Raw genomic sequence first — 16,885 nt, forward strand, 5'->3', positions numbered from 1 at the left:
AGGCGTAAATTTGCCCCTTCATGTACGCCGAAGTCATCATACCGCTGGCTTTGCCCAAGAATTATACCTGGTCCGTACCGGAACAATGGCATAGCGCTATCCGGACGGGATGCCGGGTGGAGGTTGAGCTGCGCAATAAGAAGTATGCCGGTATCGTCAAGCGGCTGCACGAGGAGAAACCCGCGGCCTTTGAACCCAAGGCGATAGGCAACCTGCTTGACAACGAGCCTGTCATTCATCCGGCGCAGCTGCAGCTGTGGGAATGGATCGCCCAATATTACCTGTGCAGCGAAGGGGAGGTGATGGCTGCGGCATTGCCGGCCCATCTTAAACTTTCGAGCGAGACCATCCTTGTCTTTAACGAAGAGGCCGGGGATGACTTTACGCATCTCGATAACGACGAATTCATTGTGGCCGAGGCGCTGCATATCAAAAAAGAGCTGAAGCTCACCGATGTACAACAGCTGCTCGACTCTTCGCATGTCTACCCGGTGATCAAACGATTGATCGAAAAAAAGATCTGCTTTGTCTGGGAGTCGTTGAAGGAGACGTATTCCGCGAAGAAAGAGAATTATGTGGTGTTGAACCCGGAATACGGGAATGAAGACCGCATGGCCGATCTGCTCAACAACTGGAGCCGCGGGCCGAAGCAACTGGAACTGCTGCTGGCGTATCTCCATCTTATCCGGACGGAAGGCGATGTGACGCGGGCGGCGCTGCTGAAGAAATCCGGTGCATCGGATGCCCAGCTGCGGGGCCTTGTGGACAAGGAAATATTACGGATAGAACAGCGGACGGTTGACCGCATCCATTACCTGCCGCGTGACATCACCATCGATTTTGAGCTGACGCCCGCCCAGCAACAGGCGTTTGACCAGGTGAATAACGCCTTTCAGCAGAAAGCCGTTTGCCTCCTGCATGGCGTGACGTCGAGCGGGAAGACGCTGGTGTATATCCGGCAGATGGAGCAGGTGATCCGCCGGGGGCAGCAGGTGCTTTACCTGCTGCCGGAGATTGCGCTCACGGCGCAGATCATCCGCCGGCTAAAGCAGCATTTTGGCGGGTATATCGGGGTTTATCATTCCAAGTTCAGCCAGAACGAGCGGCTGGAGATATGGAATAAGATCCGCACGGGGGAGCTGAAGATCATCCTTGGCGCGCGTAGCGCGCTTTTTTTACCGTTTAGCGACCTGGGGCTGGTGGTGGCCGATGAGGAGCATGACCCCTCCTATAAGCAGCAGGAGCCGGCGCCGCGGTATCATGCGAGGGATGCGGCCATCTATTATGCTTCGCTGTTTGGAGCGAAGGTGTTGTTGGGCAGCGCCACGCCTTCGGTAGAGACCTATTATAATGCGACGACGGGGAAGTATGGACTGGTGGAGTTGACGGAGCGATATGGGGCGGGGAAGCTGCCGGAGATCAATATAGTCGACACGAAGGCTTTGCGGTTTGCCCGGATGGCGCCGGTGAAGAAGGAAGAGCCTTTTGCGGGGGCGTCGTGGTTGACGGATACGATGGGGGCGCGGGAGGATAGCGGGGATGCGGAGAGGGGGAAGAAGGAGGTGTCGGAGTCACCAACAGGCGCGCGGGATAACGGCAAGCCTATTCTGAGTCCGGCCCTGCATGCGGCGATGGACAAGGCGCTGGCCGCGGGCAAACAGGTGATCCTCTTTCAGAACCGGCGCGGGTATTCGCCCTACCAGGTGTGCGAGGTCTGTGGCTGGATACCGCAGTGCCGGTATTGCGATGTGTCGCTCAACTTTCACAAGCTGACCAATAAGCTGCATTGTCATTATTGCGGAACGGTGTACCCGCCTGTGCATACCTGTGCGGCCTGTGGCAACCACCGGTTTGTCCAGCGCAATTTTGGGACGGAGCGGATCGAGGAATACCTGGGTGACGTGTTCCCGAAGGCGCGGGTGGCCCGGATGGATATCGACAGCGTCAGGGGCAAGACGGCGCACGACACGCTTATTCAGCAATTCGAGCAAGGGAGGATCGACATCCTGGTGGGGACGCAGATGGTGGTGAAGGGGTTGGATTTCGAGAATGTGAGCGTGGTGGGCATTCTCGATGCCGACAGCATCCTCAATTTTGCCGACTTCCGGGTGAGTGAGCGCGCTTTCCAGCTGATGGAGCAGGTGAGCGGCCGGGCGGGGCGGAAGGATGCGGAAGGGGTTGTCCTGATCCAGGTGGCGAATACGGCGCACCCGGTGTTGGGGTATGTGAAGGAGCATGACTACAAGCTTTTCTACCAACATGAGATAGCTGCGCGGCAGCAGTTTGGCTATCCACCGTTTTCCCGCGTGATCCGGGTGACCTTCCGGCACCGGGATAAAGAAGTGGTGCAATCCGCCGCGCAATTTTTTGCCAATAACCTGAAGAAGGATTTTGAACCCTGGCTGGTGGGACCCGCCGAGCCGGTGGTTGCGCGCATCCGCAATCAATACCTGATGGAGCTGTTGCTCAAGCTGCCCAAGGACGGACATACTATTTCCTTTGCCAAAGTGGTGATCCAGCAGCAGACGGCGATGGTGCAAAATGCCCGCGGGTGGCGGAGCGTGGTGATCATCCCGGATGTGGATATGTTATAACCTACTTTGCTTTCTCCAGAATAAACGTGATCTTGTTGAAATCTGCTGACGCGTTGATCACCTTTTTAAAATCTTCGTATGCGCTGAGGGGATAGGTGGGCAGCCGGTACTGTTCGAGCACGTGGATCTTCAGATGGCTGCCTTCCAGCGTATAGGTGGAGGTAAAGCCGGCCGCGATGTTGCCATCGGCGCTGAATTCATGGTGGATGGCCGCGTCGCCCGGGTTCTTTACGGTGTAGCCTTCGGGAATGATGAAATCGATGTCCCGTTCGAGCGTATGCGGGAAGGCGATATCCATGGGAAACTGCCTGGCCTTTTCCTGGTACATCTCCACCTGTGGGCCGATGATCATCCCAACCTTTACGAGCAGCTTGTTGCCGGCGCTTTCCAGCAGGCCTTCCGCCTTTATTGAGACCCGGATGACGACGGGTTTGTTGTCGCTATAACTTGCGAAGTCATTGCCCTCTATTTTCGAAGACGTGATCGTTTCCGAATTGGTACATTGCCTGGCGATATCCTTGATGACGGCCTGGCGCTCCTCCTGGTTGGATAGGATAAAATCGGTGCGGGGCCCCAGGGCGTTGTAGCCGCCAAAGCTTTCGGCCATGTCGGTGAGGACAGTATCCAGGCTGGCATTGAGCCGGAGAGTGGCATCGAGCCGTCCATAGCTTTGAGTATAGTCTTCGAGCGGGATGCGTTTTATGGTTGCGAGCGCGGTGGAGTAAGATCCGATGGTAGTGGTTTTGCAGAAAAGCCCGTCGGCGGCGCCCCACCAGGGGTCGATCCATGGATAGCGGAGCTGCGGCAGGGTGGGGGCAAGGAATTTCTTTGTAGCGGGGAAATACAAGAGGATGGAGCCGGCATTATTCCAGTTCTCGAAATTTTTATCGATGACCGATTCTTCCCGGCTGGCGGCGAGGACGATCTCGTGATCGATGCCCAATCCCTGGTACAGGGCGCAGAAGAGGCGCATGAGGCCCTGGTGGCTGGCGATCTTGTTCTTTATGATCCATTCCAGCTTGTCGGCTTTGTCCATGTCGATGTCCTTCCGGGTGGAGATGTGTTCTTTCAGCCAGTTCTCTACGGCGATGATCTTTGCCTGCGGGGTTGGCAACTTGCTCCAGCCGTTGGCTTCGATGAGCTCACCCGCTGTTTTTTGCTCTTTTTCGGTGAAGGTCTCGTAGCGATCGTGGGTATGTTGCGCCAGGAGGCTCCAGGTGTTGAGCCGGACATGCTCCTTGTCGTTGGAGGTGTTGTAGGAGAGTCGAAATTCGATTCGTTGGAGATTGGCGTCGTAGGTGGAATATTTCTCCTTTTCGGCGCCCGGGATATCCAGCAGCCGGGTGGAGAAGGTCCTTTTGCCGTTGAGGGTGGTATCGCTGACGCTGACGTTGCAGTTGTAGCCTTTCATCTGGAAGATGAGGCGTGGCGGCGCCAGGAGGTCGAATTGCGCGTCGAGCGTTGGAAATATCGTTTGCATCGTCTCCCGGCCAAAAAAGCTGATATCTTCCAGGAAGGTATAGGTGTATTCGACTTCGCAGCCTTTTTCCAGGCCTTCCATGGCAAAAATGTTATAGCGGTTGCCATCCTCTTCCTGGATGGATTTGATGTTCTTTTTGTCGATGGCGATGATCTTGCCATTGGGAAAAATGGATCTTGCCCGCACATCGACGATGCTGCTGCTATCCGTGACGCCGAGATAGATCTTATTGAAATATTCGATGCCGTGGTCGTCGTTGATATGGACGATCCTGTGGAGGGTGCGGTAGGCGCTGACGGTGTTATCCGGATTGTCCACATATTCCACTCTTCTCCTGTCCAGCAGGATGACGGCCGGCTCCTTGCTATACCGGGCATCTACTGTGTGGAGGGCGGGATGTTCGGCCCATTCTTCGGATCTTAAAGCGGCGGGCTGCGCTGATGCAGTCAGGGACAGTAGCAGGAGGGGTAAAAGGAGCTTGCTCATTTGCTGGTCTTTTGAAGGCTTATGGTTTCGCGGTATAGGGGGAAAAGCTGTTCGAGCACCTTGTTCCAGTCCGCAAATTGATCGGGCTGGAGCATCAGTTGGCCGGTATCGAACTCCTGGGTGAGGATCACCTGTCTGTCTTTTTTCTCATAAGACAGGTTGAAACCCCAAACCGCATTATGATAGTTCTTGCTTTGTGGCAGGTAGCTGACCTCGTATCCTGCGGGAATGTTCAACACAACGACGTAACGACGCCGGGAAAGAAAGGGGAATTCGATGGGCGACCGGCGTTTGGGATAATCTATTTCCATGTGCAGGTAGTGCTTGAGAAGATTCATGTTGAGGTAGCATTCGTTGCCTATATTCCTGACATAGTCCTCGAGAGTAAAACCGGCGGTGAGCCGGAGATGGGCTTTGTCGCTGCGGTTGCCGACACTGAAGGTGTCCAGCCTAAACTTATTGGACCCTCTGCTGAAGTAGCTTCTCATTTCTTCCTGCCATCCTTTCTGATCGGTGTAGGATAGTGTGGCCTGTTGGTCCTCGGAATAGTATCCGGTGAGGTTGACGGCGATCGTTCCTTTCAGGGTTTTGTCCTGCAGGTTGAGGATGGTGGAGTCGGTGAGCTGGCTCTCTTCGGCGGCGGGAACCGGGACCGTCATGATCTTAAAGGTGCTGTCATCGATGGCTACCAGGGCCTGCTTGTCCTGGATCCCCTGTGAAGGCCAGCCGAAGATGCAGAAGGGATCGGTGCCATCCAGGAATAGATACCGGTCGTCGAGGCGGACGCAGCAGATCATGTGGTTGTCGACGATGGGGGTGGGTGTTTCCGTATACTTATAGGGGAGGGTGCGGGTACCGATCCAGGTGTAATAAGCCGGGATGCCCGCGGTGCGCAACATGAGGGTGAGGATGCTGCTCATGTCCTTACAGTCCCCAAAGCGCCGGCTGCATACCAGGTTGGCGTCGCGGGGGACAAACCCTTCCATACCCTGCTCGAAGGCAATGTATTTTATATTCTCCTGTACCCAGCGATAGATCTTTTCTGTTTTTTCGGTTGCCGTCGCGGTGTTTTGGCAGAGGGAGTCTACAATAGATCTGAGCGCGGGCCCTGCTTCCTTGTTTATGTCTTTCAGGTAGCTGCGATAGAGGTGGTAGAGATCATCGGGCCGGGAGAGGTAGTCGATGACGCGGCCTGTCTCATCCGTATAGCTGTAGATGTAAAAGAGGATGTGCGTATCATACCAGCGCAACCCCGGCGCGTCCTCGTAATGCTTATCGGCGGCCATATCGGTGGCTTTGAAGGACAAGATCGTCTCGCCGTGTCTTTCTTCTTTTGTGACCCCGATGCGGGCCGTGTCCAGGCCCTTCAGCAAATACCGGATGGTCATTCCTTTCGGGAAGGTGATCTTTAATTCCGTGTTGATGACGGGGATGGGGCCTGAAATGAAGAAGGGGGAAAGGAGGCTTGGGTCTTTGTCCAGGGTAGATGTTTCCAGGGTGCCGATGGCGCCCGGTGCAACGGCGGGGAAGTCGAAACTGGTCTCCTTCACGTCATCGTAGAAGATGCTGTTGGATTTGCTGTCTGTCGTTTTGAAGTCTGTGACCTTTATCTTTTTTGAGTCTGCGGTGAGGGTAAAGGCGGAGAATTGCTGCAGCTGGTGGAAACCGCTGTGGGAGAAGGAGTATTTACTGAGAAAAGCTCCTGCCTGGGCGGAAATATAAAGCAGGCGTTGTACCTCATCGCTTTTCACCTGCGGCTTGCCATCTTTTACCGTGATGGTGTAATGCAGGGAGTGTTCCAGCATCACCGCCTGTTCGTCGGGATATTTCTGCCTGATCTCCGCCACCGATTGGGCTTTTGCCGCCGGGCAAAGCAATGTCCCGATGAGCAGGAGGTCTATTATTCTGGTAAATCGGCTCATTTTTTTATTGCTATCAGCTGTCCATAATGATAGAGATCGGTTTCCAGCAGGTGGCCATCATCGCCGTAGATCTTTGAAGGACCGTGCGGGTTGCCGCAATAATAATTCATATCGAGGTAAAGAACTCCCTTCTCGTTATATTCCTTGTAATTGCCGTGCAGGTTGTCATGAAGATAGGTGCCGGTGGCCGATAGCTTGCCATCTGGCCAGTAGACGGCATACTCGCCTTCAAGGATGCCGTCCTGGCGGCGGGTGATGGACCTTACCTGTCCGTTGGGATAATACAATCTTTGTTCGCCGGTGAACACCCCATCCCTGTATTCGAGTTCCGCGGAGACCTTGCCGTTGGAAAAGTACGTTTTGATCTTCCCGGTTTTCCGGACGATGGGCATCTCCGGCAGGAGGCTGTCGCCCGTGCCCTTGTAGGTATAGGCGATAGGGTCGCCATCGTGATACTTCACCTGGTAGAGCAAGGCGCCTCCGGGTTCGAAGTATTTCGCCCAACCTTCTCTATTGCCTTCTTTGAAGGGGATGCTGCTTTGCAATTTTCCGCCTTCATAGTAGTAATTGAGCTGCTCGCCGTCCAGATCGCCGCGGATGTAGGTTTCCTGTTGGCGCAGGTTGCCGTTGTTGAAGTGGTATTTCCAAAGGCCGGTCTTATCGCCAAAGGCATACAGACCCTCCGTATTGATGACGCCGTTGTGGAACCAGGAGGTATACTTGCCATCCAGGCGCCCTTTCTTATAGAAGGCCGAATCATTTGGCTTTCCATCGAAATACCAGGTCTGGTAGGGGCCGACTAATTGCGATTGCCTGTATTCCCCGGAGACATAGCGATTCCCGCCCGGATAGATCAATTCCAGGCGGCCATTGCCTGCCGGAAACTCCAGCCGGCGAAGCTCTTTGCCCGCGGTGTCATACTGAACCCATTCCTGGATCCAGCCGCCATAGTATTTTAGCTCGGAATAACGCTTTCCGTTTGGCTCAAAGGTTGTCTTGTACCCCTCTAAGTTGCCTTCACTGTAGGCGATGCTGTCCGTCACCGCGCCCAGCTCGTTGTAGAAGACCCAGTTGCCATCGAGCTCGTCATCGGCATACTGACCTTCCTCTTGCAACTGACCATGCTGGTACCATAGGCGGTGATAGCCGTTGAGCTTTCCATCGGAAAGGTGGTTCTCGGCCTTTTTATTCCCATTGGCGAAATACGTCATGCGGGCGCCCTGTTGTATCCCGTCGCGGTATTCCTCGGTTTCTATTACCTCTCCCGTGAGATAGTACGAGGTCTTGGTGCCCGTGAGATCGCCATTATCGCTGTACGTAGCCTGTGACGATTTAGAACCGTCCGGACGGTACATGATGAGATTTATTGCCTTTTGCTCCCGGGTAGAAGTGGCGATCTCCTTGCCGGATTTGTCAAAATTCCGGGTCTTTTGCAGGACGCCGTTGTTGTAGGTGTAGACGACATAGAGCTTTCCGTCTTCGTCGTAGTAGCTGGCGTCTCCGTTGATCTTCCCCTTTTTGGCGGTGTAGGTTGTAAATAGTACCCCATTTTCAAAGTATTCCTTGTATCCTCCTTCCGCATTATCGTTGACAAAGATGGTGACTGTCTTCAACTGCCCGTTTTGGAACCAGGTTTTCCATTCGCCTTCCTGTTTGCCGGCTTTATAGACGCCCGCCATCTCCAGTTGTCCGTTGGGATAGTATTTTTTATAATCCCCGTCCAATTTATCGTCCTTATAGGTGCAAACGACCTTTGGTGTGCCATATTTATACCGGCTTTGAAACGGTCCGTCAAGCAGGCCCTTGTGGTAGTTCTCGACCATGGTGGTGTCCCCGTTGCCGTTGAATGATATCTTTACCCCTTCTGCTGTGCCTTCGTGATAATGGGTAATGGATTGGGGAGAGCCTACCCAATAGTAGGAAGTGGATTCTCCTTCGAGTTGCCCGTCTTTGTACCAGGAGTGGGTGGATAGTTGGCCATTGGAGAAATATAAGTAGTCTTCTCCGTTCTCTTTTCCGTTCTTATAGAACTCCGTCCCCTTTAGCTTCCCATTGAAAAAGTAGTAGGAGAAGAGGCCTTCCTTGTGGCCTTCCATATCGTAGATGCCCTTGGCTTTGAGATTGCCGGGGCTGTAATAGAATTCCCAGGGGCCGCGGAGCTGGTCTTTTTTCTTATCATAGACACCCCGGCCGATAAGTTTGCCGTGGGAGTAGGTCCAGATGGAGCTGTCGGTGAATCTGCGGGTGAAGCCGACTTCCCTTGTTGTCAGGATATAATCGAAATAGTTTGGGATCTGATCTTTGAACTCCTCCAGCTCTTTTTTGTTCTTCTTCACATAATCCTGGATAACAGGGAGGTCGATACCCGAGAACAGGCGATTGACAAACAATTCAAAATTATTGTTCGTGAACACGGATTTATAATATGGCAGGTAGTATTGCATCCAGAAATCGTGGTCAGCTGAATCGTATTCCATTTTCTCAAACACTACCTGCATCTGCCTGGAGAGGGGGTCGTCCAGTTTACAGAGCGGCTTATAATTCTTGTCCAGCGCGATCTTGGATTGGATGATCTGTTCGAGCAGCTGGTAGTTGGCGTCAGGGTCCTCCTTGCGGTGGCTCAACAGGGTTTGGATGGTATCTTCATTGTTGGCGATGGAGCTGAGGTAGCGGATGCAGTTGCCTCTGAACCGTCCTTCGGGGATCATCAGGAGGTAGCCCATAAAACTAAACATGGCCGGGACCAGCTTTCCCTGCTGGAGGGCACAGTAACCCAGCTTGAAATGGCAGGCGTAGGAGTAGGGGTCGATGAGCAGCGCTTGTTTAAAAACGGCTTCGGCATCGGAGAGGCGATCGAGATCGATGAGGGTAGTACCTTTGTTGGAGTAGAAAAGGGCGTAGGACGGATATTTGCGGATAGCAGAATCGAAGAGCTGCAGCGCTTCGTCGTATTTGCCCATGGCGTCCAGCACGTTGCCATAATGGTTGAGTACCTCCGGTTCGCGTTCGGCGTCCGTGGAAATACTTGCCAATGCTTGTTTTATGGCTTCGAGGGAGGCGTCGTACTGGCTGTCGTAATAATAGGATTCGCTGATGGCGTAGCGGGCCTTGACATAGTTGGTGTCGCTGCGATCAACCCGGCGGTAGATGGCAATCGCCTTTTTATATTGACCGGAATCATATAAATTACTGGCTTGTTCCATCAATTGACCTGAAGTGACGGGTTGATCGTCTTTTTGGGCAGTCGTTGTCAGGGAAAAGGCGAAAACGCATAGGATAGCGGCAAAAAGCGGCTTATTCATAGCGGTGTTGGTTAGGAGTTTGAGATTTAGCGGAAAAATACTATCTATTTTAGATATAAACGAAGAAATACGGATAATTCATATGCAACTATTGGCAGAAGAGCAATCTTTAAAGCGGTATAATACTTTTGGCATCGATGTGAAGGCGCGATGGCTGGCGTCATTTGGGTCTTCCGATGAGCTGGGGGAACTAGTGGATTGGGCCGCCGGGAGGCGGCTGCTGGTGCTGGGGGGTGGGAGCAACGTGTTGTTTACGGAGGATATCGATGGGCTTGTGCTGCGCAATGCGGTGAAGGGGATCGAGCTGCTGCATGAGGATGAGGAGTATGTGTATGTGCGGGCCGGGGCGGGAGAGAGCTGGGATGGGTTTGTGCAGTATTGTATTGCCAGGGACTGGGCCGGTGTGGAGAATCTTTCGCTTATTCCGGGGAATGTGGGGGCTGCCCCCATGCAGAATATCGGGGCGTATGGGGTGGAGATCAGGGATGTTTTCTGGGAGCTGGAGGCGTGGAGCCTGGCCGAGCGGAAGGTCTATACGTTTACGCCGGGCGACTGTGAATTTGGATATCGGGAGAGTGTGTTCAAGGGGCGGCTGAAGGGGCAGTTTGTGATCCTGAATGTGGTGTTACGGCTTAGCAAGGATCCGGTGTTTCATACTTCCTACGGAGCCATCCGGGAAGAGCTTGGCGACCGGGAGCCGAGTATCCGGGCTATTTCCGAGGCGGTGATCCGGATACGGCGGTCGAAGCTGCCCGATCCGGCGGAGATAGGGAATGCGGGGAGTTTTTTTAAGAACCCGACGGTGCCGGGGGAGGTGTTTGCACGGCTAAAGGAGCGGTTTCCCGAGATGGTGGGGTATCCGGGGCTGAATGGGGAGGTGAAAGTTGCGGCGGGCTGGCTTATCGAGAAGTGCGGATGGAAGGGTTTTAGACGCGGAGACGCTGGCGTTCATGCGCGGCAGGCGCTGGTGCTGGTGAATTATGGGCAGGCGAAAGGGAAGGATATCTATGCCTTAAGCGAAGAGATCCTGCACAGTGTGCAGGACCTCTTCGGGATCGTGTTGGAGCGTGAAGTGAATATAATTAATTGAATTCGTCGCCATCGAGGTCTTCGTCTTCGTTGCCGAAGCTGCTTCCGGAGGAGCCCAGGTTGACCATCGAGCCGATGAGGTCTTTGAACTCGATCTTTCCTTCCACCACTTTTTTACTGATGAGGGAGTAGGCGGCGAGGCCGTGCAGGACGAATTCCATGAGCAGGGCTGCTTCGCTTTCGTTGGCGTGTTTGAAGTATTTTTTTACCAGGGCCTGTAATCCATCCACTTTATAGAGCTGCTGGATCTTTTCCGCGTCGGGCGTATTGAAGAACAGGTTGAGATGATTCCCCTTGTCGAACCAATGCGTGATGGGGCGGAAGGGGTTGTCATCGCGGGCATCCGTCTTGCGTTTCTTTAATTGATCCGGATTGGGAAAATAATTGATGAATTGTGAGCGAAAGGCCTTTTCGAGGAGGTTAAAGGCTACCTGGTAGGGGCCTTCCTGTTCGCCTTCGTATACGAGTTCGATCTTTCCCGTGATGGATGGAACGATGCCGATGAGGTCGCTCATCCAGACGGGGGTGTCCTTTTCGTTGTTGATGATGGCGCGGCGTTCGGCGGCGCTGACGGCATTTTCGAAGGCGGCGATGGTGAGGCGGGCAGAGACACCGCTTTTTTTGTCGACGTATTCGCTGCTGCGGGCTTCGAAGGATACCTGTTCGATGAGGCGTTTTACGAGGTCGCTGATGATGACACGGCCTTTTTGCTCTTCGTGGATATCCGCTTCCTGTTCGGTGATGGCCAGTGCCGTTTCAATATTCTTCGGATAATGGGTGAGGATCTGGCTTTCGATGCGGTCTTTGAGCGGTGTCACGATGGAGCCGCGGTTCGTATAGTCTTCGGGGTTGGCCGTGAAGACGAAGAGCATATCGAGAGGCATACGAAGCTTGAAGCCGCGAATTTGGATATCACCTTCTTCTAATATATTGAACAACGACACCTGGATGCGGGCTTGCAGGTCAGGTATCTCGTTGATGACGAAGATGCCGCGATTACTTTTGGGGATGATGCCGAAGTGGATCACTTCTTCATCCGCGAAGTTGAGACGGAGATTAGCGGCCTTGATGGGGTCGATGTCCCCGATGAGATCGGCTACGCTAACGTCGGGGGTTGCGAGTTTTTCTCCATAGCGGTCGCTGCGGTGCAGCCAGGAAATGGGAGTATCGTCGCCTTTTGTTGCGATGAGATTGCGGGCGAATTTGGAAATAGGCCGGAAGGGGTCGTCATTGATCTCGCTGCCCGTGACGTAAGGAATGTATTCGTCGAGCAGGGTGGTCATCTGGCGCGCCATACGCGTTTTAGCTTGACCACGAAGTCCGAGGAATAAGATATTGTGACGGGATAAAAGGGCGCGTTCGGTATCCGGAATAACCGAATCATCATAGCCGACGATGCCCGGAAAGGTGGTTTCTTTATTCTTGAGTTTGCGGATAAGATTCTCCCTGATCTCTTCTTTTACGGATCGGTTCTTATAGCCAGTTCTTTTCAGGTCGCCTAAGGTTTTGATCTTTGAGATGTCCATTTAGTAGTTTTAGTGTTCGCTAGTAGACCGTTTTTCTTTTCCCGGATTCGAAGTCGCGGAAGATGAAGCTGCCGAGACGGTCGAGGGAGGCGAAAAAGGCCTTGCCATTATTGGTTTCTGTGAATTCGTTTACAAATCGTTGCAGATAGGGATCGCTGGCGATCATGAATGTGGTGATGGGGATCTTTAGTTTTTTGCATTGCGCGGCCAGGTTGAGGCAGCGGCTTGTGATCTTACGGTCGAGGCCAAAGCTGTTCTTGTAATACCGTTTCCCTACTTTGAGGCAGGTGGGCTTGCCATCGGTGATCATAAAGATCTGCTTGTTGGAATTTCGGCGACGCCTGAGTATGTCCATGGCCAGCTCGAGTCCCGCTACCGTATTTGTGTGGTAGGGGCCGACTTGAAGGTAGGGGAGGTCTTTGATCTCTACGGGCCATGCATCATTGCCGAAGACGACTATGTCAAGTGTGTCTTTCGGGTATTTGGTCGTGATCAATTCTGAGAGCGCCATCGCTACTTTTTTCGCCGGGGTGATACGGTCTTCGCCGTAGAGGATCATGGAGTGGGAGATATCGATCATCAATACGGTGGAAGTTTGGGCCTTGTAGTCCGTCTCGCGGATCTTCAGGTCGTCTTCCTGCATATTGAAGGATTCGATGCCGTGGTTGATCTGGGCGTTGCGGATGGACTCGGTGAAGTCGATCTGTTCGAGCTGATCGCCAAAGAGAAAGGGGCGGGTCTCGGGATTTATCTCATCGCCGTTGCCCGGTTTGAAGGTGTCGTGATTGCCCTGCTTTGTCTTTTTCAGTTTGCCAAAGATCTCTTCGAGTGAGCGGCGCCGGATGCCCTGTTCGGTTTTTGGTGTGATGGTGATCTCGCCTGTCTGGCGGTTATCGTCGATATAACCTTTATCCCTGAGGTCTTCTATAAAATCACCCATTCCATACTCGTCATCGGTGAGCTGATACTCTTTGTCCAGCTGGTTCATCCACTGCAATGCTTCGCCTACATCCCCATTCGTATAGCTGAGCAGCTGCATGAAGATGTCGAGCAGCTGGTCGAATTTGGGTTTGCCTTCCTCATTGGGATCATAGCGTTTAAAATGGAAACCTATCATGTGGTACAATTTACAGATTAAAAACAACTTATTCAATGAAATGGTTGGGTGGAAAAAGGAAAGGGCCGGCCCACGCGGGCCGGCCCTTTATGCGGGCAAATGGATGTCTTATTTAGCAGGTTGTTGAACCTGTGAGGGCTTACCGCTGAATTGTTTTTCCCAGTCATCCAACTGCAGTAACATCTGATAACTGCTTAGGATATCCTGAGCGAACCCTCCCTGGCGATCGGTGAGATTCCCGCCTTTGCCCTGCAGGGCCATTTGGGCGTTGACGGCAAGGTTTTCGTTATTCATGGATTCGCCCAGGGAAGCATAGTAACGCATCTGCTGGGTGAGGTCTTTCTTCACGGAGGCAGATACCTTTCTGGCCAGGGTGAGATCACCGGACTGGTAGCAGGCCAGCAGGAAGCTCATGGAGATGCGATCGTGCTGGTTGCCGCGGTTGGAGGTCATGCCATAGGGGAAATTGGATTCGTACACGCTTTTGTCGAAGTGTTCGAGGAGGTTGCGGGCGGAATCCTTTTTCCCTTCGTCGATGAGGCTGAGGGCCAGCTGGGCGTGCGCAGCGCGGATGGTATTAAGATGACGGCGGTTCTCTTCGTCATAGTAGACCCCCGGGGTGATGGCGTTGCCGTAGCCGAATTTTGTCATCATGTTCTTGTACGCAAGCTCATTGTTGTAGAACCCGTAGCTGCTGTTCTTGCCTTCCACCGGTACCAGTTGCCCGGCGAGGCCATTCTGCCGGATGTATTTGTCGAGCCCGAGGTCCTGGAGTTCGTAGGTGGAGTTGAAGCAAATGGGGCGCTGCCATTTGTTGGCGGCGATGATCGCCAGGACGGCCAGCTCGTTCTTGAACAGGTAGTTCTTGCTTTTGTTGATATCGAGGTGCAGTTCGCTTACGACGCTGTCGCCGGGCATTACCGTACCGTTGCGGCGAACGAGGTTGTTGTCCACGGGGACGGATAATTTCCGGACGGGGAGGAAGTTATAGACATCGCCCTCTTCGGACTGGGTCTGGTACCTTGGGTCATCGCTGCCGACGACATTTTTGAGGATGTCGTACATGTCGTAGTATTTGTTCTGGTCGAATCCGTTGACGGGGTTGATGACGACGGCGTCGCGGGTGTTGCCCTGTATCTGTTCGGGGGTGAACATGACGTCGGTGGGCCCGCTTTCGTTTACTTTGTAACGTAACTGGTTGATATACCAATCGGTACCAAGCAGGCTGTAGTTCATCACCCTGACGTCAGGGCGGATGCCCTCCACTTCCTGCGCATACCAAAGAGGGTAAGTATCGTTATCGCCAAAGGAGAAAAGGATGGCGTTGGGGGGACAGGACTCAAGATAATCTTTGCCGATGTCGCGGGCCAGGGTCTTTTTGCTGCGGTCGTGATCGTCCCATTCCTGGCTGCCCATCAGGACGGGTACGGCCAGGAAGCAGAGGCCGGCGGCGGCATAGTTGGCCATATCCGTTCGGCCTTTAAAGGCTTGTTTTTCGAGGATGTCCTTTACCCAGAGGACGCCAAGGCCGATCCAGATGGCGAAGGCGTAGCAGGCGCCGGCGTAGGCATAATCCCGTTCGCGCGGTTGGTAGCCGGCCTGGTTGAGGTAGATGACGATGGCGAAGCCGGTGAAGAAGAACAGTAGTCCTGTGACCCAGAAGTCGCCCTTATTGCGCTTGGCCTGGTAGAACAGGCCGATGAGCCCAAGGATAATGGGCAGCAGGAACATCCGGTTGTAGGATTTGTTGTTCTTGCGGATGGTGTCGGGCAAGGCGCTTTGGTCGCCCAGGAACCAATTGTCGATAAAGGAAATGCCGGTGATGGCATTGCCGTCCCGGATATTACCGAAGCCCTGAAGGTCGTTCTGTTTTCCGCTGAAGTTCCACATGAAGTAGCGGCCGAACATCACCCAGTTTTGATAGCTGATGAAGTATTTGATGTTGTTGAACATGGTGGGGTTCTCGCCTTCGGCGACGCCGCCAAAGGCCTTGTAGGCGTCGACCTGACCGCGGTCGTTGCTGCCGTCCCACATGCGTGGGAAGATATGCGACGAAGGGGTATTGCCCCAGTCGGTGTTGTAGACCTTTCCGCCCACTTCATATTTGTCTTTTCCTTTTACATAGAGGGGGCCGGCTTCGACGCGGGGGGCACGATCTTGAAAGTCGGGACCATAAAGGATAGGCCAGTCGCCGTATTGGTCGCGGCTGAGGTAGCCCACGAGGCTCACGGGGTTGTCCACGTTGTACATGTCCACGCCGGGGTCGGCATTACTGCGGATCATGGTAGTGAAGTAGGTGGAATAGCCCAGGAGCATAAAGGCGAAGCACCAGAGCGTCAGTTTGAATTTTGGCAGGGCGTCCTTTTTTATGAAATAACCGGCGACCCAGGCGGCGCCCAGGCCGACGATGATCTTCACGAAGCTGCCGCCTCCGGAGGAACTGCTGAGCAGGGGCAGCAGGATGACCAGGATAAAGGCGGCTACCCAGATGCGGATGCGGGTCGCCGTGAGGGTTTCGCTTTTTAAAGTAAGCCCCCAGATGAGCAGGGCTGTCAATAAAAAGAAATAGAAGCCAAAACCCATAAAGAAGGGCAAGTTGAAGGAGTTGACAAAGAGGATATCCAGGGCGCCGGCGCCTTTGATCGTATACTGGATGACGACTACCTGTACGATACCGGTGATAACGCAGCCCATGATAAAGGCAAGCAGAGTACCCCAGGTGGTGGGTTTAAAGCGTTTGAAATAATAGACCATCACGATGGCGGGGATGGTCAGCAGGTTGAGCAGGTGGACGCCGATGGAGAGTCCCATCATAAAGAAGATGAAGACGATCCATTTGTCGGAGCCGCGCTCGTCGGCATGGTGTTCCCATTTCAGGATAGCCCAGAAGACGAGGGCGGTGAAGAAGGCGGAAGAGGCATAAACCTCACCTTCGACGGCGCTATACCAGAAGGAGTCGGTGAAGGCATAGGCCAGGGCGCCGACGACGCCGGCGGCCATTATGCTGAATGTTTGTTTGCTATCCGGTTCGGTCGAAGTACTTCCCCCCATCACGAGTTTCCGGGCGAAGTGGGTGATGGTCCAGAAAAGGAAGAGAATGGACAGGCCGCTGGCGATGGCGCTCATGAAGTTGACGCCACGGGCGGCGGTCAGGGGGGTGTCGCCGAAGAGAATGATAAAGAAGCGACCCATGAGTACAAACAGGGGTGCGCCGGGGGGGTGGGGGATCTGGATCTTATAGCAACTGGATACGAATTCGCCACAATCCCAAAAACTGCCGGTGGGCTCCATGGTCATGACAAAGACGGTGCACGCGATGAGTCCCACTATCCAGCCGACGATGTTGTTTATTCTCTTAAAAGGCATTGG

The 16,885-nt window shown here is 53.7% G+C and carries 8 protein-coding genes; 2 read left to right on the forward strand and 6 right to left on the reverse strand.

Features of this window, described 5'->3' with window-relative positions:
- Positions 1–20 precede the first annotated feature (20 nt).
- Positions 21–2,594 (forward strand): replication restart helicase PriA, encoded by a 2,574-nt coding sequence (gene priA, locus IEY39_RS00155; RefSeq protein WP_188927374.1) that lies wholly within the window; start codon positions 21–23, stop codon positions 2,592–2,594.
- A 1-nt stretch (position 2,595) separates the two neighbouring features.
- Here priA and IEY39_RS00160 read toward each other — a convergent pair whose 3' ends face one another.
- From IEY39_RS00160 to IEY39_RS00170, 3 genes are read right to left on the reverse strand one after another with little or no spacing between them, the layout of a single operon-like run.
- Complete coding sequence (locus IEY39_RS00160) at positions 2,596–4,560, reverse strand: DUF3857 domain-containing protein (protein WP_188927375.1); 1,965 nt, start codon at positions 4,558–4,560, stop codon at positions 2,596–2,598.
- Positions 4,557–6,482: a DUF3858 domain-containing protein gene (locus IEY39_RS00165; RefSeq protein ID WP_188927376.1), complete on the reverse strand. Its 1,926-nt coding sequence runs from the start codon at positions 6,480–6,482 to the stop codon at positions 4,557–4,559. The genes IEY39_RS00160 and IEY39_RS00165 overlap by 4 nt, the downstream gene beginning before the upstream one ends.
- The gene (locus IEY39_RS00170) at positions 6,479–9,784 is read right to left on the reverse strand and encodes a tetratricopeptide repeat protein (RefSeq protein WP_188927377.1); all 3,306 of its coding nucleotides are present in this window, start codon (positions 9,782–9,784) and stop codon (positions 6,479–6,481) included. The genes IEY39_RS00165 and IEY39_RS00170 overlap by 4 nt, the downstream gene beginning before the upstream one ends.
- Before the next feature lie 82 nt (positions 9,785–9,866).
- On the opposite strand from IEY39_RS00170, the gene murB reads away from it, so the two are divergent.
- The gene (gene murB / locus IEY39_RS00175; RefSeq protein WP_188927378.1) at positions 9,867–10,874 is read left to right on the forward strand and encodes a UDP-N-acetylmuramate dehydrogenase; all 1,008 of its coding nucleotides are present in this window, start codon (positions 9,867–9,869) and stop codon (positions 10,872–10,874) included.
- Here murB and IEY39_RS00180 read toward each other — a convergent pair.
- The 3 genes from IEY39_RS00180 to IEY39_RS00190 form a co-directional block, all read right to left on the reverse strand.
- Entirely contained in the window at positions 10,867–12,399 is a 1,533-nt protein-coding gene (locus IEY39_RS00180) for a sigma 54-interacting transcriptional regulator (protein WP_188927379.1), read from the reverse strand. The two genes, murB and IEY39_RS00180, sit on opposite strands and share 8 nt — an antisense overlap.
- 19 nt (positions 12,400–12,418) lie before the next feature.
- Positions 12,419–13,516, reverse strand: a complete 1,098-nt coding sequence (locus tag IEY39_RS00185; protein ID WP_188927380.1) for a vWA domain-containing protein — start codon at positions 13,514–13,516, stop codon at positions 12,419–12,421.
- Between the two features lie 108 nt (positions 13,517–13,624).
- Complete coding sequence (locus IEY39_RS00190; protein ID WP_188927381.1) at positions 13,625–16,882, reverse strand: glycosyltransferase family 117 protein; 3,258 nt, start codon at positions 16,880–16,882, stop codon at positions 13,625–13,627.
- Positions 16,883–16,885: the final 3 nt, after the last annotated feature.

Origin of the sequence: Puia dinghuensis (assembly GCF_014642875.1) — a bacterium.
Lineage (GTDB): Bacteria > Bacteroidota > Bacteroidia > Chitinophagales > Chitinophagaceae > Puia > Puia dinghuensis.

What these genes read in the sequence shown, in the direction of transcription:
- IEY39_RS00190 (WP_188927381.1), bottom strand. Translation starts at nt 16,882, where the DNA reads ATGCCTTTTAAGAGAATAAACAACATCGTCGGCTGGATAGTGGGACTC.
- IEY39_RS00185 (WP_188927380.1), bottom strand. Translation starts at nt 13,516, where the DNA reads ATGATAGGTTTCCATTTTAAACGCTATGATCCCAATGAGGAAGGCAAA.
- IEY39_RS00170 (WP_188927377.1), bottom strand. Translation starts at nt 9,784, where the DNA reads ATGAATAAGCCGCTTTTTGCCGCTATCCTATGCGTTTTCGCCTTTTCC.
- murB (WP_188927378.1), top strand. Translation starts at nt 9,867, where the DNA reads ATGCAACTATTGGCAGAAGAGCAATCTTTAAAGCGGTATAATACTTTT.
- IEY39_RS00180 (WP_188927379.1), bottom strand. Translation starts at nt 12,399, where the DNA reads ATGGACATCTCAAAGATCAAAACCTTAGGCGACCTGAAAAGAACTGGC.
- priA (WP_188927374.1), top strand. Translation starts at nt 21, where the DNA reads ATGTACGCCGAAGTCATCATACCGCTGGCTTTGCCCAAGAATTATACC.
- IEY39_RS00165 (WP_188927376.1), bottom strand. Translation starts at nt 6,482, where the DNA reads ATGAGCCGATTTACCAGAATAATAGACCTCCTGCTCATCGGGACATTG.
- IEY39_RS00160 (WP_188927375.1), bottom strand. Translation starts at nt 4,560, where the DNA reads ATGAGCAAGCTCCTTTTACCCCTCCTGCTACTGTCCCTGACTGCATCA.